An 18,308-nucleotide genomic window follows, 5' to 3' on the forward strand; every position below is an offset into this window, starting at 1 on the left:
ACCCTAGCAAGCCCGGCAGCCCGCGCCAGCGTACCTAGGTACCCGTGCCGAGCGGTGGGCGATTTGCTAACCTCGGCTGGACATGCCGACCCTGCTCATCGCCGACGATCACCCCTTGTTCCGCGCGGCGCTGCATCGCGCGGCCGAAGAGGCCGTCGCCGATCTGCAGATCAGCGAGGCCGATTCGCTGCACAGCGTGCTCGAGGCGATCGAGAGCCAGCAGATCGACCTGATGCTGCTGGACCTGCATATGCCCGGCAATCACGGGCTTGCCGGGCTGGCGACCATCCGCGCGTTGCAGCCCGGGCTGGCGATCATCATCGTGTCGGCCAACGAAGAGCCGCACGTGATCCGCCGTGCCATCGACCTGGGTGCTGCCGGCTATCTCCCCAAGAGTTCGGGGCTGACCGACCTGCAGTCGGCGCTGCTGAGCGTGCTGGAGGGCGAACGCTGGATTCCGGCGCTGCTGCGCGAGCCGGTGGCGCGGGTGGCGCCTTTCAGCAAGGACGCCGACCTTGCCGCACGCCTGTCCAGCTTGTCGGCGCATCAGTACCGCGTACTGAGCCTGGTGGCCGAAGGGCTGCTCAACAAGCAGATCGCCGACCGCCTGGGCGTACAACTGCGCACGGTCAAAGCGCACATGACCCGCATCATGGGCCGGCTGGGCGTACGCAATCGCGCGCAGGCCATCCGCGTGCTGCACGAGATGGGGTTGACCGATCCCGCGCGGCAGATCGAAGAGTCGCAGGACGCCTGATCCTGCGTCAGGCGGTGGCCGGGCGCGGGGTGGCCAGCAGGTGATTGATCGCCCAGCGCAGCGCCAACGGCTTGAACGGCTTGTTCAACAGGGATAGCCCCACCTCGCGCACCGCTTCGCGGGTGTCGCTGCCGGTATCGGCACTGAGAATCACCGTTGGCCGCGCCCCATGCACGGCGGCGAGGCGCGTCCACAGCGCAACCCCGGTATCGCCTTCGTCAAGGTGGTAGTCGAACAGCCACAGCGCGGCCTCGTGGGCGGCTGCACCCACGTCACGGGCATCCCGCACCGCGACGACCTCGCAGCCCCACGCAAGCAGCATCTGCCGCATGGCCTCCAGTGCGTCCGGATCGTTGTCGACCACCAGCACGCGGATGCCCTTTATGGTGCTGTTGCCGGCCGTGGCTTCAATCCGCGGCGCCGCGGGCGCAGTGGCTTGTGCCACGGTGATGGAGAAGGCCGAGCCGCGATCGAGCACGCTGTGCAGTTCCAGCGGTGCGTGCAGCAGGTCGGCAATGCGGTGGGCGATGGTCAGGCCAAGGCCCAGGCCCTGGCCATTGCTGCGGTCGCCGCGATGGAACTCCTCGAACACCACCGCCTGCTGTTCCGCGGCGATGCCGGGACCACTGTCATGCACCCCGATCGACAGCGTATTGCCCCGGCGACGCACGCCCAGCAGCACGCCGCCGTTACGCGTATAGCGGATGGCATTGGCCAGGAAGTTCTGCAGCACGCGGCGCAGCAGCAGCGGGTCGCTGTGCACCCAGGCGCGGGTGCGGACATGGCGGAACTGCAGGCCGCGCGCCGCGGCCAGCACGGCGAACTCCTGCGCCAGCGGGTCCAGCACGGTGGACAGCGCGAACGGGCGCGGATCGGCCACCAGTCCACCGGCCTCCAGCCGCGAAATATCGAGCAGGCCCGACAACAGGTCGTCGGTGGAATCCAGGGCGCCGCGGATCTGGCGCAGGAAGCTGTCCAGGAACTCGGACTCAATGTGCTGCGACATGGCGTCGGTGAGCAGCTGCGCCGCGTGCAGGGGCTGGATCAGGTCGTGGCCGACGGCGGTGAGGAAGCGGGTCTTGGCCACGTTGGCCCGCTCGGCCTCGTGCACGGCCTGCTCCAGCCTTGCGGTGCGGTCCTGCACGCGGCGTTCCAGGGTTTCGTTACTGCGCTTGAGTGCATCCTCGGCGCGGCGGAAGGCGGTGACGTCGGTGAAGGTGGCTACGTAGCCGCCCCCCGGCATCGGGTTGCCGCGGATTTCCACGATGGTGTTGTCCGGGAATATCCGCTCGGACAGGTGCGGGGTAGCGCGGCGCATGTGGGCAACACGGCGCTGCAACGCCTTGTCGCGCGTGTCGCCGGGGCTGTCGCCGATTTTCAGCTGTCCCAACGCCCACGCCGTGAGGTTGACCACCGGCTGCCCCACCTGCAGCAGTTCCGGGGGGAACTTGAACAGCGCGGCATAGCGGCTGTTCCAGGCCACCAGCTGCAGCTGGGCATCGACCACGCTGATGCCCTGGCTCATATTCTCCAAGGCCGCTTCCAGCAGGCGCTGGTTGAAGCGCAGCACCTGGGTGGCCTCGCCGACGGCGCGGGTGACCGCGTCCAGCGGTGCGGCGCCGCCATCGCGTGCGGCTTCCACCAGCAGCCGCGCCATGCCGGCGCCCACCACGGCGGTGAGCTCACGCTCAATGGCGGTGACCCGGTCGTCATCCAGCATCTGCCCGGCGTGGCCGTCCATCAGCTGCCGTGCCCGTTCCGGGCCGAGGAAGCGACCGGCGGTCTTGCGCATCGACGCGGCGGCCACCGCGTCCCGCTGCCGTGGCAGCGAGGGGCGCACGGCGCGCGACACCAGCACAACCGTGGCCAGGTTGACCGCCAGGCTGGCACCCATGCTGATCGCGATATGCCCCGGCTGCATGCGCAGCGAGAACATCGCCAGCCAGTGCAGTCCCTCGGGGCTGGCAGACGGCGGCGCGGCCGGGATCACCATCGGCAGCAACACCAGCCACAGCCAGACCAGTGAGCCCAGCACGATGCCGGCAATGATGGCCGGGGAGGGCGTGCGCGGACGATACACCGCCAACAGGACGGCCGGTGCCAGTTGCGAGAGCGCGGTGAACGACATCAGGCCGAAATCGCTGAGCGCTTCGGTGCCGCTCATCGCGCGGCTGTACAGCCATGACATCAGGAACACCGCAACGATACCGGCGCGCCGGAACGCCAGCACACGCGGACGCAGGTCGGCGCCGGTGTTGAAGGCCGTGACGCCGCTCAGCAGGCGCGACCCCACGCCGTGGTTCCCGAGCATGATCGACAGGGTCAGCCCGGACAGGATCATCATGCCGGTGGCCGCGCTCAGGCTGCCCAGGTACGCCAGCAGCGCCAGTACGTGGTGGCCGCGTGCCTGCGGCAGGGCCAGCACGTACAGGTCGGGCGACATCGACGCCGGCAGCTGCGCGGCACCGGACAGCGCCATCGGCACCGACGGCAGGCCGATCAGCAGCAGATACAGCGGGAACAGCCAGCGCGCCGTTTTCAGGTCGGAGGGTTGGCGCAGTTCGACCACGCCCACATGGAACTGATGGGGCAGGGTGAACGCGGCCATCGCACCGAGCGCGACCATGGTCAGGAAATCCGGGATGACGGCCGGCGGCGGCAGATGCGCCATCTTCTCCAGCAGGGGCGTGCCGGCCTGGTGCACCGACAGCCCGGCATACAGGCCGATGGCCAGCAGCGCCGTCAGCTTCAACAGCGATTCCAGGCCCAGCGCGACCACGATGCCGCGGTTGTGCTCGGTGGCCGATGCCTTGCGTGCACCAAACAGCAGGGTAAACGCAGCCATGGTCAGCGCGAACCAGAACGAGATGTCCAGCTGCCACCCGACGGGCGCGAACTGATCGCCCAGCAACGCGCCGAGGCCCTGGCTGACCGCTTTGAGCTGCAGCGCGATGTACGGAATGATGCCGAACAAGGCGACCAGGGTGATGGTGACGCCCAGGCCTTGGTCGGTGCGCAGCCGCGCGACCACCAGGTCGGCGATGGTGGCGCTGTTGTGCTGTTTGGCCAGGCGCCCGAGGCGCGCCAGGAACGGCAGGCCGAAGGCGAAAATCAGCGCCATGCCGATCAGTGTCGGTGGGATCGGGAAGCCCCATTGCACGCCCTGCGAGGCGGCGCCGTAGTACGTCCATGCGGTGCAGTGCACGCCGAGCGACAGCGCGTAGATGGCCGGCCAGAGCCTGGACAGGCGGTGCCCCTGACGCTCCCCCCACAGGGCAACGCCAAACAGCAGCACGGTCCATGCGATGCAGGCGAACAGGACGATGGTGGGCGTCAACATCGCTCCAGTGTAGAGAGAACCGCAGCCGCCGGGCAGTAGGCCGGCACGGTGCGGTAGGGCAGTGCTAGGCGGTGAGCACGATCAGCGACAGCTGCTCGGCCACCAGCGCCACTTCGCCACCGGGGACAACCTCCACGGCCTTGTGCTGGGTCAGCAGCCATTGCCCCGGGTTGCGTGCTTCCAGTGCCAGCAGGCGCGAGCGCACCCGGACCTCGGAGCCGCTCGGCACCGGCGCCAGAAAGCGGACCTTGTTCAAACCGTAGTTGAGTACGTGGGCGATGCCGGGGAAGTCGGTTAGCGCCGCCACATCGTCTTCGACGGTGAGGGAGAGCAGGAGAAATCCATGGGCGATGGTCTGCCCGCCGGGCAACCCCGCCTGTGCGCGGGCCGGATCGACGTGGATCCAGTTGTGGTCACCGGTGGCGTCGGCGAACGCGTCGATCCGTGATTGCGTGAGGCGCGTGCTGCCACCCAAACGCTCGGTTGCGGCCCATTTCCCCAGCGGCTGCAGCGTGGCCGGCAGTTCATCAATCCAGGATGCGGCGCTCATCGCACGCGTTCCAGCAAGGCCAGGATCGCCTCACGCGCTTCGGGCTCGGACAAGGTTGGCGCATGCCCCACCTCGGGCACCTCGACCAGACGGGCAGTGGGGGAGGTCGCGGCCATCCTGCGTGCGACATCGGCCGGCAGGATGTCCGACAACGCCCCGCGCACCACCAGCACCGGCACGCGCGCCGTCAGCCCACGCACCGCGCGCCACAGCACCGGGCGCAGCAGCCACAGCACCCACGGCCGCGTGGTGCGGATCACCGCCGGGTCGTAGTCCAGTTCCAGCAGCCCATCGTCGCGCTGGCGGAAGGTGTTGGCGGCCATCACCCGCCAGTCCTCGGCAGTGAAGCGCGGGAACGAGGCCTTGCCGATGGATTCCACATAGGCCGTGGCCTGCGCCAGGTCCATGGGGGGTACGGGCTTGCCGGCGTATTTGCCGATCCGCGCCAGGGCTTCGCGCGGCACCTTGGGGCCGGCATCGTTGAGCACCGCGGCGGCAATGCGCTCGGGCGCGCGGGAGGCGAGGGTAATGGTCACCAGCACGCCCAGCGACGTGCCGATGAACACCGCCTTGTCGATGTTCTGCGACTGCAGCAGCGCCACCATGTCGTCGGCATACGCGCGCGGGTTGTAGCCGGCCGGGTCCGGCGCCCGCGCCGAGCGTGCCCGCCCGCGCAGGTCAACGGCAAGTACGCGCCAGCCGGCGGCGGTCAGCGTGTGTGCAAGGGCATCGAAGTCGGCCGCATTGCGGGTCAACCCCGGAATGCAGATCACCGTGCCGCGAGGCGGTTGCCCCGCGGCCGGTGCATGGTCGCGCGCATGCAGGCGCAACCCGTCGTTGCTGTTCCAGTACAGATCATCGTAAGACGGCGTCATGCACAAGCTTCCTAGAAATCGTAACGAACGCTGAGGCTATATTGGCGCGGCGGGCCATAGAAGCCTATCAGCGTGCCGACCGCCGGAATGTTGTAACCGGTGGTGCGGTATTCCTTGTCGGCCAGGTTGGTGCCCTGCAGCGAGAAGGTCCAGGCATCGTCCAGCTTCCAGATCACACCGGCATTGACCAGCCCGTAGCCGTCCTGGCGGATCACCGGGCTCAGGTCGGTGGTCGGCCACACTTCGCTCTGGTAGCTGTAGCTCACCCGTGCCGAGAGGTTGCCGCCGCTGGCCAGATCGGTGCGGTACTCCACGTTCAACGCGCCGGAGAAATCCGGTGCGTTGGTGAACTTCATCTGGTCGGCCACGTTGACGCCACGGTCCATGTATTCATCGTACTTGGCGTCCAGCCAGGCCAGGTTGCCGGAGATCAGCCAATGCTGGCTGGGCAGGTACTGGTACTCGATTTCCAGCCCGTTGATGGTGCCGGCGCCGGCATTGGTGAAGTCGCCGAAGAAGGCATCATTGGTGCCGTCGCCATTGGTATCAATGCCGGTGAACACCGACAGCTGGATATCCTTGTACTTGTTGTGGAAGGCCGACAGGTTCAGGAATACGCGCTGGTCGAGGAAAGCCATCTTGCTGCCGATCTCAATGCTGTCGACGGTCTCGTCGTCGAACGGCTCGGCCGAGCGCGGCACGGCCACGGCGTTGGCGCGGATGTTGTAGCCGCCCGACTTGAAGCCGCGCGTCGCCAATCCGTAGACCATGATGTCCGGGGTGATCTGGTAGTCCAGCGACACCTTCGGCGAGACGTTCGTGAAGTTGGTCTTCTTGTCGAAATCCGCCGCCACCGCAATCGGCCTGCTGAAGGTCGCATCGGCGTAGAAGCGGTTCAACACGATCGCGCGCTTGTCCTCGTCGGTGTAGCGGGCGCCGACGTCCAGCTTCAGCTTGCTGGTCAGGTCGAAGGTCCAATCGGCATACAGCGCGATGCTGTCGGTCAGCACCTTGCCGCGGGTATCGCCGAACTGAAGGTTGAAGAAGTTGTTGCGGATCTGGCCCCCGGCTTCACCGCTGAACTGGTACAAGCCCACCACGCCGCGCACCTTGCCACCGGCATCATAGTTGAGCTGGACCTCGTTGCTGACCTGGTTGTCGGTGTAGGCCCCGCCCACATCGGCCAGCTTGACCGGCGTGCTGTCGAAGTCGATGTTGGCATCGCTGTCCGACTCGCGCTTGGCCACCACGTACTTCAGTGCGAGGTCGTCGTTGGGCCGCCAGTTCACCGTTGCCGACGCGCCCTTGGTCTCGACGCTGTTGAGGTTGGGCATGCCCGACCGGATGTCGTAGCGGTCATCCATCGGCGGGTAGGCCGGGGTGAACGGGTTGGGTGCCAACATCTTCGACCCGCGCATGCCGGATTGGTCGTCGATCCAGTCCAGGGCGAACTGCACGTCGAAATCGTCACCCGCGTAGGCACCCACGTTGAGGCGGGCGGCGTTGATCTGCTTGTCACTGACCGGCTGGCCATTGAACGTGTTCTCGCCGAAGCCGTCGCGGTTCATGCTGGCCACCGCCACGCGCGCCCGCAGGCCGCTGTCGGCGCCGCCCACCGGACCGCCGATGGCGGCCTTGGCGTCCAGCTGGCCGTAGTTGCCCACGGTGATCTGGGCGAAGCCTTCGTTCTGGGTGGGCAGGCCACGCGAGATGTACTTGATTGCCCCGCCGATGGTGTTCTTGCCATACAGCGTGCCCTGCGGACCACGCAGCACCTCGATGCGCGATACGTCGAACACGTCCAGCAGCGCACCCTGCGGGCGCGCGATGTACACGTCGTCGAGGTAGATGCCCACGCCCGGGTCCGCGCCCCAGGTGGGATCGGACTGGCCAATGCCGCGGATGTAGGCGGTGACCGTACTGCTGGCGCCGCGCGCGGCGTAGATGGTCAGGTTGGGCACCTGGCCATCCAGGTCGCTGATGTCCTGGACATTCATCTTGTCCAGCGCCTCGGAGGTAAAGGCGGTGACGGCCACCGGCACCTCCTGCAGGGTTTCCTCACGCTTGCGCGCGGTTACCGTGATGCTGTCCAGATTGGTGGCCGAAGCGGTCTTGCCTGCCGCCGGTGCGGCGCGTGGCGCCTCCTGTGCCAGTACCGGCCCGGAGGCCAACAGCGCGCCGATCATCAGGCTCAAGCAATTCCGTTTCATGCGGTCCTCCCCCAAGGCATCTACGTGGCGGATGGCCCATTGCCACCCATGGAGCCTAGGCTAGCGGCGCTGCGGTGCACCGGCGAGTGGACCTAGGTCCAGTCGGCAGCGACCGCCAGATCCGGATACTGGGCGCGTCCTCACCTGGAAGCGCCGTATGTCGTTACTGATCGTACTTGCAGCGCTGGGGTTCCTGATCCTGGTGGCCTACCGCGGCTACAGCGTGATCCTGTTCGCGCCCATCGCCGCCCTTGGCGCCGTGCTGCTGACCGACCCCTCGCTGGTGGCCCCGATGTTCACCGGCTTGTTCATGGACAAGATGGTGGGCTTCCTGAAGCTCTACTTCCCCGTGTTCCTGCTGGGCGCCGTGTTCGGCAAGCTGATCGAACTGTCCGGCTTTTCCCGCTCCATCGTAGGCGCCGCGATCCGGCTGTTCGGCCCACAGCGGGCGATGCTGTCGATCGTGCTGGTGTCGGGCCTGCTGACCTATGGTGGCGTGTCGCTGTTCGTGGTGGTGTTTGCGGTCTATCCGTTCGCGGCCGAAATGTTCCGCCAGAGCAACATCCCCAAGCGCTTGATCCCGGCGACGCTGGGGGTGGGCGGTTTCAGCTTCACCATGGATGCGTTGCCCGGCACGCCGCAGATCCAGAACATCATTCCGACCACGTTCTTCGGTACCGATACCTGGGCGGCGCCCGTGCTGGGCACGCTGGGCAGCATCTTCGTGCTTGCGGTGGGGATGGCGTACCTGGAGTGGCGCCGGCGCGTCGCGCAGCGCAACGGCGAGGGCTACGGCGACCCGGCCACCCTGGTGAACGAGCCGACGCCCTTCATCGGCACGCATCTGGCGCACGCGGGCATTGCCGTGCTGCCGCTGGTACTGGTGTTCGTCTCCAACAAGCTGTTTACCCTGGGCATGCCGCACTGGTACGGCGGCGGCGAGCACAGCTTCGTGCCTTCGATCATGGGCAACGCCGCGCCGGTCGTGCAGGACGTGGCGAAGATCGGGGCGATCTGGGCGGTGGTGGGGGCGCTGCTGGTGGGCATCCTGTCGGTGCTGGCGCTGGCCTGGCGCCCGGTGGTCACCCAGTTTGCCGAAGGCACCCGGGCGGCCATCAGCGGTGCGGTGCTGGCGGCCATGAACACCGCATCGGAGTACGGCTTCGGTGCAGTGATCGCTGCATTGCCGGGTTTCATGGTGGTGGCCAACGCGCTGGGCTCCATCAAGGATCCGTTGCTGCATGAGGCGGTCACTGTAACCGGCCTGGCCGGCGTCACCGGCTCGGCATCCGGCGGCATGAGCATCGCCCTGGCCGCGATGTCGGAGACCTTCATCGCCAACGCGCAGGCAGCCGGCATCCCGATGGAGGTACTGCATCGGGTCGCCTCGATGGCGTCCGGTGGCATGGACAGCCTGCCGCACAACGGGGCGGTCATCACGCTGCTGATGGTGACCGGGCTGACCCATCGCCAGGCCTACAAGGACATTTTTGCGGTGACCGTCATCAAGACCCTCGCGGTGTTCGTGGTGATCGGCATCTATTACGCCACCGGCTGGGTTTGACAGCGGCGTCGCAGCACCCTCTGGAAGGCTGGTCCACGAGGATTCCCGGAACCACTTCATCCACGACTCACGCATGAGGATCTGGCAATGAACTCTGGAATCAATTCGATCAAGGCGGCCGTACTGGTGCTGTGCACCTGGCTGGTAACGGCGGCAAGCGCCTTCGCTGCAGGGCCCGCCGGGCATTGGGATGTAGGCCTGTTCGGCAACATCTTCGGCGCCCGCGAGTACCAGGTGTGGGTGCCCGCGGGCTACGACGCCACGCAGCCGCTGCCCGTGCTGCTGGTGCTGCACGGATGCGTGACCGGGCCGAACCTGATGGGCGAGGCCTCCGGCTTCAACGACGTGGCCGATACGGAAGGCTTCCTGGTGGTCTATCCCCGGCAGAACGTCACCGCCAACCCCGCACGCTGCTGGAACTGGCAGCTGCCGATCAACCAGGCGCGCGGCAGCGGCGAGGCGTCGATCCTGGCCGGGATCGTGGACCAGGTGAAGGGCAGCTACAGCGTCGATCCGCGCCGGGTCTACGTCACCGGCATTTCGGCCGGTGGTGCGATGACCTCGATCATGCTGGCCTGCTATTCGGATGTATTCGCCGCCGGTGCGATCCATTCCGGCGGCATGTACAAGGGGGCCACCACCGTGTCCGGCAGCGCCTACGCGCTCTTGGCGGGCAGCATCTATTCGCCGGACAGCAACGGCCGGCTGGCCTGGCAGTGCTCGGGCTCGCCGACGCCGCGACCGATCCCGGTGCTGGTGTTCCATGGCACCGCCGACAGCACGGTGAACCCGGTGAACGGCCAGCAGGCCGTGCGCCAGTTCCTGCAGACCAATGACCTGGCCGACGATGGCCTGGACAACGACTCGGTGAAGTACGTGCCGACCAGTACCTACAACGGGCAGGTGCCGGGTGGGCGCGCATATCGGGTTGACACCTATAGCTACGGCGGCAGGACGCTGGCCCAGCATTACGTGGTGCAGGGGATGGGGCATGCGTGGAGTGGCAGCCAGACGGGATTGCCGTTCACCGATCCCGACGGGCCCGATGCCACGTTGATTACGTGGGTGTTCCTGAAGGATCAGCTGCGCTGAGCCGATGGAATGAAAGGCCGGGGACACGGTAGAGCGGACCGTTGGTCCGCTCCCACCGGGGGCAGGACGAACCATGGTAGAGCGGACCGTTGGTCCGCTACCGCCCGCGGAATGGCCGGTAGCCGCCCAACCTCCCGCGACAGGCGTGCGCGCCGTGTATCCGCTATCGTAGGGGCCCTTTCCGCCTCCCCACCAAGCGCCGACGCATGCGAGCTACTTCGATGGTTGTTCGACACAGGCACTGGTTGAGTTGCCTCGTAGTGGTCGCTGCGCTTCTGGCCGCCGGATGCGCCGGCGAAAAAGCCCCGGCGACGGATCTGGCCACGGACATCGATGAGGTCGCCGCAACCCTCATCGAGCAACCCTTGCTGCACTCGACCTCGATCGGCGTGGTGTACCGGGGCCAGGCGTTCATCCGGCACCGCGGCGACATGGAAGCGGGGAAGCCAGGCCCTCCGACCGACGCGACCCTCTACGAAATCGGCTCGTTGAGCAAGACCCTGGCCGGCACCCTGATGGCCAACGCCGTCCTGGAGCACAAGGTGGGTCTGGACGACGACATCCGGAAGTACCTCCAAGGGGACTACCCGAACCTGCAGTACAAGGGCGAGCCCATACGCGTTCGCAACCTGCTCTCACATACCAGTGGTCTGCCGAACATGCTGCCGGCGCGTGCGAATACGGTGCTGGCCGACTTCACCGATCACCGTACGCCCGGCCAACTCAATGCCGTGTACGCGCGCTACGGCCAGGCGGATTTCTTCAGGGATCTGCACACGGTCGAGATCGGCGGCATGCCCGGAAAGGAGTACGCCTACTCAAGTGCCGGAACGGAGCTGGTGGCGCACATCCTGGAAGTGGTCTACAAGCGCGATTACGAAACGCTGTTGCGCGACTTCCTGGGGGACTCTGCAGGCATGACCGGCGTCAGGCTCCGGCTGAGCGATGCCGAGGCGCCCCGTCTTGCGGTTGGGTACCACAGCGACAACCCGATACCGACCACGCCGATGCCGCAGTTGCCTTGGGGCGCTTCCGGAAACGTGAAGGCGACCGTTCCCGAGATGGTGAAGTACCTCAAGTTCCAGCTGGCCGCTGGGCCGGTCGTGGCGGAATCGCATCGCGCCCTGGTCAAATTCGATCCCGAATTCAGCGTTGGCTACTTCTGGAACCTCGTCAGCAGCGACGCCTTGAAGGGCGTCTACTATGCGCATCATGGGGGCGTGCCACGGTCGCAGTGCTACATCTACATCGTGCCCAGGTACGACCTCGGCATATTCGTGATCACCAACCAGAGCGGCGACGATACGGCGCACGCCATGGAGGCGGCGATCGACACGCTGATCAAGAGAATCGCCGCGCGCGAGAACGCTGCTGGTTCGGCCTGAAGCACCGGACCGAGCCTTGGCCGGCTGACCTCAGCCCGGTAGCTCGCACTTCATTTTGCCGTCCACGTAGTAAGGCTTGGGCACATTCGGGTTGTCGCTGGTCTTTTCGAAGACCACTTCGAACGAATCGGCGTCGGGCGAGCCCTTGCGTTCGGTGCAGGCCTCCTGCAGCTTCTTCTTTACCGCCGTGATGCCGGCATCGCGGTTGGCGCCGTCTGCGCTGTTGGTCAGGTTGACTGTTTCAGCGGATGCCACGGCGCTGAAACCCATCAGGCAGCCGGCAATCATCAGCGTGTGCAGTTTGGTCATGGCGCTTTACCTTGTGGACGCGAAGGGGTTCCAGCATAGGGCGACGCGGTGAAGGTGCCGTGGTCAGAAGGCTCGGGACGGGGAGGGCGCCTGGAGCAGGGCGGGCGGAAGCGCGTGCTTCACGCTAGGATGCCTGGATCGGTACAAGGGCGACGTGCCAGAGGGACAGCAATGGATATGCATGTACAGGCGGAGGTGGATGCACCGCGGCCACGAAGCACAGAGGAGCTGACCTTCCAGTGGCTCTACCGACGCGTGCAGGGGCTGATGGACACCAGCATCTATCCCAAACCGGGCAGGGTGGAAAAATGGTCTGTCCGGGTTGGTGTGGGGGCCGCGGGCATCGGCGTGCTGACCAGCCTTGTCCCGGACCGGTGGCTTCCTGGGGATGTGGCCCTGATCGTAGTCATGGCCTGCCTGGTCGTTGAGTGCGCCGGTTTCGTCCTTGGCGGCATTCTCGCGGCGCGTAGGGAAATTCGCCAGTACATCCAGCCCAGGCTGTCGCATGCCATGGAAATGGACGGGGAGTTCGCCCATTGGCAAGAAGTGATTGCCGATCTTCGTGCCTTCCCTAGAGCCCAGCGCCAACAGCGCCTGCGGTATGTCAGCAGCCTGCGAACCAGCATGATTGATAGCATGGGCCTGATGTACGGTGGGCTGCAGCGTCTTGGGCCGTTTCCGTTGCTGCTTGCTCTTTACCTGCAGTTCCGTGGCTGGAAGTGGGGGGAGTGGGGAGCTGTGTTCGATGTAGGCTGGACGGGGGCGCTGCTTATCTTTGGTCTGGCGCTCTTGTATCTACTCGGCTGGGTGCTGATCGGGCAGCGTGTACGTTTGGATACCTACGTTGCCTTGTTGGAAGCTTCCATCCAGGAGCCCGAACCGATTACTGACCTACGATGACGGGCGCCGACTCCAGCGCTCAGAAAATAGAAGCCTCCACAGCATGGCCCCCTCGATGAAAAAACTGGCGTTTGTCGCATTCGCTGTCTCCATCTGCATCCCCCTCGCCGGATGCATTGCCCCCTTCCGAGTGAAGGCGCGCGCCTACGCAACGGCCGACACGGCCTCGCCAGCGAAGCCGGATTCTCCGTCGCCGTCAGCGCCCCCGAAGTGATGGGTGGCGGAGCGCCCAACTGGCACCGGCCGGGCGCATCGATTCGTTCACAGGCCCTGCTCTATATTCCGGACATGACGCCGCGCAGTGCGGCTGGACCAGGAGGCTCTCCATGAAAGCCGGTCGTTTGGTTGGCATCGCCTTGGGCGTGGTAGTGGCGATGGTTGCGGCCCCGGTCTGGGCCGATCCTCCGCATCATGCACGGGGCAACGGCCCGCCGCCCCATGCAGGCGGCCCCCACAATCGTGACGCACCACCGCCGGGTTGGCAGAAGAAGGCTTGGCATCGTGGTGACCGCTTGCCTTGGGCGGAGGTTGATCGCCGCTACTGGGTGGACGACTACGCGCAGTACCGTCTGCGGGATCCCGGTCGCGGGCAGCGGTGGGTTCGGCAGTCGGATACGGACTACCTGCTGGTAGAGATCGCGACAGGCGTGATCATCGACGCCCTGCGCCGCTAGCGGTCCTTGCACAGAACCGCAGGGATTCGGGCTGTAGGTTCAAGCGGCGTCAGCCACCTTGCTCATCGATGTCCCTGAAGCGGCTTGCCGCTTCCGGCGATGGCGGCCGTCCTGAGGCCAGCCCAGGCCTCGATACCGAATCGCGCGTAATCAGCTGGTGCGCAAGCACATGGTTGACCGTAACGCGTCCCGAGGACGGCGTGCGGCGAATCTCCCGCAACAGGATGTCGACGGCACTGTCTGCCATCTCGGCCACCGGCTGATGGACGGTGGTCAGTTCCGGCCACACCATGGTCGAGGCGGAGGTGTCATCGAAGCCCACCACCGACAGATCACCCGGCACCTCCAGGCCGCGCCGATGCGCCACGGAAACAACCGCCGATGCCATGTCATCGTTGCTGGCGAAGATTGCGCTGGGAGGCGGCTGCAGGGTCAGCAGCCGTTCGGCCGCGTCCAGTCCGGAGCGGTAGGTGAAGTAGCCGGGTTGGACCAGCGCGGGGTCATAGCCGATGCCCGCGTCAGCCAGCGCATCCCGGTAGCCCTGCCAGCGGTGCGCACTCGCGGTCTGGTTCGGATCGCCCTTGATGTACCCGATGCGGGTATGACCGTGGGCGATCAGATGCGACACCATGTCGTGGCTTGCCTGGCGATCATCGATGCGCACGCAGGAAATCCTGTCGTTGAGATGGCTAGACGCAATGGAGACCACCGGGATGCCGGCGCCGACAAACTGGTCGACGATCGCTTTCGATTCACACAGGGGCGGCGGAAGAATCACGCCCGCCACGCTGCTGGCCAGCTGCCGTGCCGCTTCGCAGCGTGCCTCGGTATCCAGTTCATCCCAGGTGGCGATGACCAGCTGCGCCGCCGCCCGGGTGGACCCGCGCAGCGCACCCACCAGCAACTCGCGCAGGTAGCTGGAACTGGGATTGGTGTAGATCAGCGCGATGCAGGTGTGCTGTGCCGCCGCCAGCGCGCTTGCCGCAAGGTTGGGCCGGTAGTCCAGTTCGCGCACGCTGCGCATGACCCGTTCCCGGTTGGCGTCGCGCACGCTGGCATGGCCGTGGATGACGCGCGACACGGTCATGGCCGACACCCCGGCATGCGCCGCAACGTCGTCGATGGTGATGCCGCTCGCTTTCCGACGGGCCGCTTTGGGGCTGTTCTTCAAGGGCTCGGCTCCTTTGCTGCGCTGCATGATGACAAGCGTTATCCCGGGTGATTAGTCTGCGCCCGTGACGTGATGGTAGCGCTACCACTGTGCCGGGGTAAGGCCAGCGGGTACCCCCCCCTTTACCACGCGGCTGTTCTGGCAAGTCTGAAAGCGAGTTGAGTCGCAGCGAGCGCACAGCGCGCTGCGATGTTCGGTGTGGAAGACGGGCATCGCCCGTACGTGCCCCCTGGAGGGGCGGTACATCCATTCGATCGTATGTCAGAGGGGAGAGTCATGAGCGCGTTTTCGATCCGTCGTACCGCAGGCCGGAGGGCTCGTTCATGAGCCGTACGCTGGCGAAGTTCACATCCAGGGCCATGTTCACCTTTGTAGGTGGCGTCCTGGTCATCAATCCCGCATTCGCACAGGACGCATCGACGCCTGCGCCGGTTACCCAGCCGCAGGCCCAGCCCAGCCCGACACAGCTGGACACCGTGCAGGTCACCGGCATCCGCAACAGCCTCAGCCAGGCGATGGATATCAAGCGTGACTCGGCCGGTGTGGTGGATGCGATCAGTGCCGAGGATATCGGCAAGTTCCCCGACACCAACCTGGCCGAGTCCCTGCAGCGTATCACCGGCATCTCCATCGAACGCCGTGATGGTGAGGGCGCGCAGGTAACAGCGCGTGGCTTTGGTCCCCAGTTCAACATGGTGACCCTCAACGGCCGCCAGATGCCGGGCGCCGATGCGTTCGGCGCGTCGGGCCAGGTGGCCATCGGCGGCGTGGACGGCGGTACCCGCGCCTTCAACTTCGCCCAGCTGGCCGCTGAAGCCATCAATGGCATCGAGGTCTACAAGACCAGCCAGGCCAACGTGCCCAGCGGGGGTATTGGCGCCACCATCAACATCCTGACCGCGCGGCCGTTCGACCATGAGGGCACCGTCGCCAGTGTCGGCGCCAAAGCCGTCTACGACGAGAGCCAACCGTTCGCTGACGATCTGACACCGGAACTGTCCGGCATTTTCAGCTACAGCAATCCGGACAAGACCTTCGGCGTCGGACTGAGTGCCAGCTACCAGAAGCGCAAGGGTGGTTCGGTGCAGGCCACCAACAACTACTGGAACATCCAGCCGTGGACCGGCACGATGCCGGGCAACCCGACCGTGGTCAATGCACCGGCGGTGGGCGCGCTGTACGGTCGCCCGAACGACCTTCGCTATGCGTTCTCCGAGTTCGAGCGTGAGCGCATCAATGGGCAGGCGGTGCTGCAGTTCGCGCCGACCGACGCGGTGACCCTGACCCTGGACTACACCTATTCGACCAACGAGATCACCGAGAATCGTGGCGAGCAGGGCATGTGGCTGCAGAACAGCAACTACACCGATGTAACCTTCGACACCAGCGGTGCGGTCGCTACGCCGATCTATATCCGCGAAATCGCGGGAACCAAGGATTTCGGGCTTGAACAGCAGCGCAGCATGCAGAAGTACAAGCTGGGATCGCTCGGCTTCAATGCACTGTGGAACGTCACCGACCGGTTCAAGCTGACCTTCGACGCGCACAATTCGAAGAACGAAAGTCGGCCGAACGATCCGCTCACCGGGGGCGGCTCCATCTTCAGCAGCATCGCCGGCACCAACAACTGCACCACCGGACCGCACTGCGGTGGGTCATGGGTGCAGGAAATGAACTTCAACAACGGCCTGCCGGTGGGCACCCAGGTCTGGTACCCGAGCACGGCAGATGCCATCGCCAAGACCAACGGCGTGGTCAACCCGGGCTTCGTGCCGGGCGAGATTGGTTCGCAGGTGCTGCGGATCAATTCGCAGAGCCAGATCAGCGAGATCAAGCAGGGTCGCGTCGACGGTGAATGGAGCTTCGACAAGGGGCGCTTCCAGTTTGGCGTGGATTCGAGCAAGCAGACCACCCACCGCATCCAGGCCGCGGAGAATTACAACACCCTGGGCGACTGGGGCGTGGCCAACGTTGACGGGGATGTTGCAAACGGGCTGATGGACCTGCTGCAACCGGTCAACATCGTCGGGTTGTTCAACGACTACAACGCCAACAGCTTCACGGCCTGGCGCGGCGATGCTGGCCGCCTGGCGCAGTGGGCGGCGGACAACTATGGCGCCAATCTGGGCGTGAGCCCGCAGCGCGCCGCCGACAACCTGGTGGAGGAGAAGACCAAATCGGCCTATTTCCAAGTCGAGTTGGACGGCGAACTGGGCGGCCGACGCACCAATACCCGTCTGGGCGTGCGCTATGAAACCACCGATGTGGTGTCCACGTCGGTCATCGCCATCCCGGAAGCCATCGAATGGCAGTCCAACAACGACTTCCGCGTGATCCTGTCCGACGAACAGCAGCCCTTCACCGAGAAAAACACCTACAGCTACATTCTGCCCAACCTCGACTTCAGCATCGACCTCATGGACGACCTGAAGGGGCGTGTCTCGTTCGGCAAGAGCATCGCGCGTGCGCCGATCGGCAACCTCTACGCAGGCCCGACCGCACAGCAACCGTTTGGCTCGGTGCTGATCGATCCGTCCTCGCGGGCCAGTGGCACCGCCCAGAACCCGCAGCTGAAGCCGCTGGAGTCGGACAACCTCGACCTGGCACTGGAGTGGTACTTCGCGGAGGCCAGTTACGTGTCGGTGACGTACTGGAACAAGTCGGTCGACAATTTCATCGGCAACACCATCGTGCAGGAGAACCTGTACGGCCTGCGGGATCCCACCGCCGGTCCGGATGCGCAGGCCGCCCTGGCATTCCTCAACAGCGGCGCCTGCATCACCCAGGTGGGCGCAGCCAATGCGGCGGCATGCTCGGCCAATGACACCGCGCTGTTCACCGCGCTGGCCCTGCTGCGAAACAACCCGGCCGGGTTGGGCGCCTACACCGGTACCGACGCGCAGGTGCTGGCCACCGAAGCGGCCTACGATCTGTATGGCACGGGCGCTGACCCGTTGTACCAGTTCAACGTCAACCGCCCCATCAACCAGAACAAGGCCAAGCTGCATGGCTGGGAGCTGGGCGGGCAGTACTTCTTCGGCGACACCGGCTTTGGCGTCCTGGCCAACTACACCATCGTCGACGGCGATGTCGGCTACAACAATGCGGGCGACCCGGGCATCGACCAGTTCTCGCTCACGGGCCTGAGCGACACGGCCAATGCGATGCTAATGTACGAAAAGTACGGTTGGTCGGTTCGCTTGGCATGGAACTGGCGTGACCAGTACCTGATTCTGGCCAACCAGGGGGCCAGCCGGAATCCGTACTACGTGGAAGCGTACGAACAGTGGGATCTCAGCGTGAACTACACCCTGGATGATCACTGGTCGTTCGGCCTGGAAGCGATCAATCTGACCGGTGAAGACGTCCGCTGGCGTTCACGCACCTCGGAGATGATCGTGAAGCTCGCAGATCAGAGTCCGCGTTACATGCTCGGCGTTCGTTACAGGTTCTGAACGGTGGGTGCCGCTGCACGCGCAGC

General features: G+C 65.6%; 13 protein-coding genes. 7 read left to right on the forward strand and 6 right to left on the reverse strand.

The genetic code is table 11. The features are described 5' to 3' along the window. The first annotated feature begins 82 nt into the window (after positions 1–82). Complete coding sequence (locus AC6CHL_RS01755) at positions 83–757, forward strand: response regulator transcription factor (RefSeq protein WP_498293016.1); 675 nt, start codon at positions 83–85, stop codon at positions 755–757. Positions 758–764: 7 nt separating this feature from the next. Here AC6CHL_RS01755 and AC6CHL_RS01760 read toward each other — a convergent pair whose 3' ends face one another. From AC6CHL_RS01760 to AC6CHL_RS01775, 4 genes are all read right to left on the reverse strand, one after another. Beyond that, a complete protein-coding gene (locus AC6CHL_RS01760; RefSeq protein WP_498293018.1) occupies positions 765–4,097 on the reverse strand; it encodes a hybrid sensor histidine kinase/response regulator in 3,333 nt (1,110 codons plus the stop codon). 64 nt (positions 4,098–4,161) lie between these two features. Then, entirely contained in the window at positions 4,162–4,647 is a 486-nt protein-coding gene (locus tag AC6CHL_RS01765; RefSeq protein ID WP_498293020.1) for a MaoC family dehydratase, read from the reverse strand. Then, the gene (locus AC6CHL_RS01770; protein WP_498293021.1) at positions 4,644–5,522 is read right to left on the reverse strand and encodes an alpha/beta fold hydrolase; all 879 of its coding nucleotides are present in this window, start codon (positions 5,520–5,522) and stop codon (positions 4,644–4,646) included. Before AC6CHL_RS01770 ends, AC6CHL_RS01765 begins: the two co-directional genes overlap by 4 nt. 11 nt (positions 5,523–5,533) lie before the next feature. Next, entirely contained in the window at positions 5,534–7,732 is a 2,199-nt protein-coding gene (locus AC6CHL_RS01775; RefSeq protein WP_498293023.1) for a TonB-dependent receptor, read from the reverse strand. Positions 7,733–7,889: 157 nt separating this feature from the next. Between AC6CHL_RS01775 and AC6CHL_RS01780 the strand changes: the two genes are divergently transcribed. The 3 genes from AC6CHL_RS01780 (at position 7,890) to AC6CHL_RS01790 (ending at position 11,773) form a co-directional block, all read left to right on the forward strand. Next, positions 7,890–9,296 (forward strand): GntP family permease, encoded by a 1,407-nt coding sequence (locus AC6CHL_RS01780; protein WP_498293024.1) that lies wholly within the window; start codon positions 7,890–7,892, stop codon positions 9,294–9,296. 87 nt (positions 9,297–9,383) lie between these two features. Further along, a complete protein-coding gene (locus AC6CHL_RS01785) occupies positions 9,384–10,388 on the forward strand; it encodes an extracellular catalytic domain type 1 short-chain-length polyhydroxyalkanoate depolymerase (RefSeq protein ID WP_498293025.1) in 1,005 nt (334 codons plus the stop codon). Positions 10,389–10,648: 260 nt separating this feature from the next. Then, positions 10,649–11,773, forward strand: coding sequence for a serine hydrolase domain-containing protein (locus tag AC6CHL_RS01790; protein WP_498293027.1), 1,125 nt, complete (start codon positions 10,649–10,651; stop codon positions 11,771–11,773). A gap of 30 nt (positions 11,774–11,803) precedes the next feature. Here the strand turns inward: AC6CHL_RS01790 and AC6CHL_RS01795 are convergent, their stop codons facing one another. Beyond that, on the reverse strand, positions 11,804–12,082 hold the full coding sequence (locus tag AC6CHL_RS01795) for a hypothetical protein (RefSeq protein ID WP_038688301.1): 279 nt from the start codon (positions 12,080–12,082) through the stop codon (positions 11,804–11,806). A 171-nt stretch (positions 12,083–12,253) separates the two neighbouring features. On the opposite strand from AC6CHL_RS01795, the gene AC6CHL_RS01800 reads away from it, so the two are divergent. Next, entirely contained in the window at positions 12,254–12,982 is a 729-nt protein-coding gene (locus tag AC6CHL_RS01800) for a hypothetical protein (RefSeq protein ID WP_498293029.1), read from the forward strand. A 326-nt stretch (positions 12,983–13,308) separates the two neighbouring features. Further along, the gene (locus tag AC6CHL_RS01805; protein WP_463600970.1) at positions 13,309–13,656 is read left to right on the forward strand and encodes an RcnB family protein; all 348 of its coding nucleotides are present in this window, start codon (positions 13,309–13,311) and stop codon (positions 13,654–13,656) included. A gap of 49 nt (positions 13,657–13,705) precedes the next feature. On the opposite strand, the gene AC6CHL_RS01810 is transcribed toward AC6CHL_RS01805, so the two are convergent. After that, the gene (locus tag AC6CHL_RS01810; RefSeq protein ID WP_498293031.1) at positions 13,706–14,854 is read right to left on the reverse strand and encodes a LacI family DNA-binding transcriptional regulator; all 1,149 of its coding nucleotides are present in this window, start codon (positions 14,852–14,854) and stop codon (positions 13,706–13,708) included. 296 nt (positions 14,855–15,150) lie between these two features. Between AC6CHL_RS01810 and AC6CHL_RS01815 the strand changes: the two genes are divergently transcribed. Further along, complete coding sequence (locus AC6CHL_RS01815; protein ID WP_498293032.1) at positions 15,151–18,282, forward strand: TonB-dependent receptor; 3,132 nt, start codon at positions 15,151–15,153, stop codon at positions 18,280–18,282. Positions 18,283–18,308: the final 26 nt, after the last annotated feature.

The organism is Stenotrophomonas sp. GQ19 (assembly GCF_059758695.1).

Coding starts and splice junctions, on each gene's coding strand:
- AC6CHL_RS01805 (WP_463600970.1), top strand. CDS start 13,309: ATGAAAGCCGGTCGTTTGGTTGGCATCGCCTTGGGCGTGGTAGTGGCG.
- AC6CHL_RS01815 (WP_498293032.1), top strand. CDS start 15,151: ATGAGCCGTACGCTGGCGAAGTTCACATCCAGGGCCATGTTCACCTTT.
- AC6CHL_RS01775 (WP_498293023.1), bottom strand. CDS start 7,732: ATGAAACGGAATTGCTTGAGCCTGATGATCGGCGCGCTGTTGGCCTCC.
- AC6CHL_RS01785 (WP_498293025.1), top strand. CDS start 9,384: ATGAACTCTGGAATCAATTCGATCAAGGCGGCCGTACTGGTGCTGTGC.
- AC6CHL_RS01770 (WP_498293021.1), bottom strand. CDS start 5,522: ATGACGCCGTCTTACGATGATCTGTACTGGAACAGCAACGACGGGTTG.
- AC6CHL_RS01755 (WP_498293016.1), top strand. CDS start 83: ATGCCGACCCTGCTCATCGCCGACGATCACCCCTTGTTCCGCGCGGCG.
- AC6CHL_RS01795 (WP_038688301.1), bottom strand. CDS start 12,082: ATGACCAAACTGCACACGCTGATGATTGCCGGCTGCCTGATGGGTTTC.
- AC6CHL_RS01765 (WP_498293020.1), bottom strand. CDS start 4,647: ATGAGCGCCGCATCCTGGATTGATGAACTGCCGGCCACGCTGCAGCCG.
- AC6CHL_RS01800 (WP_498293029.1), top strand. CDS start 12,254: ATGGATATGCATGTACAGGCGGAGGTGGATGCACCGCGGCCACGAAGC.
- AC6CHL_RS01810 (WP_498293031.1), bottom strand. CDS start 14,854: ATGCAGCGCAGCAAAGGAGCCGAGCCCTTGAAGAACAGCCCCAAAGCG.
- AC6CHL_RS01760 (WP_498293018.1), bottom strand. CDS start 4,097: ATGTTGACGCCCACCATCGTCCTGTTCGCCTGCATCGCATGGACCGTG.
- AC6CHL_RS01780 (WP_498293024.1), top strand. CDS start 7,890: ATGTCGTTACTGATCGTACTTGCAGCGCTGGGGTTCCTGATCCTGGTG.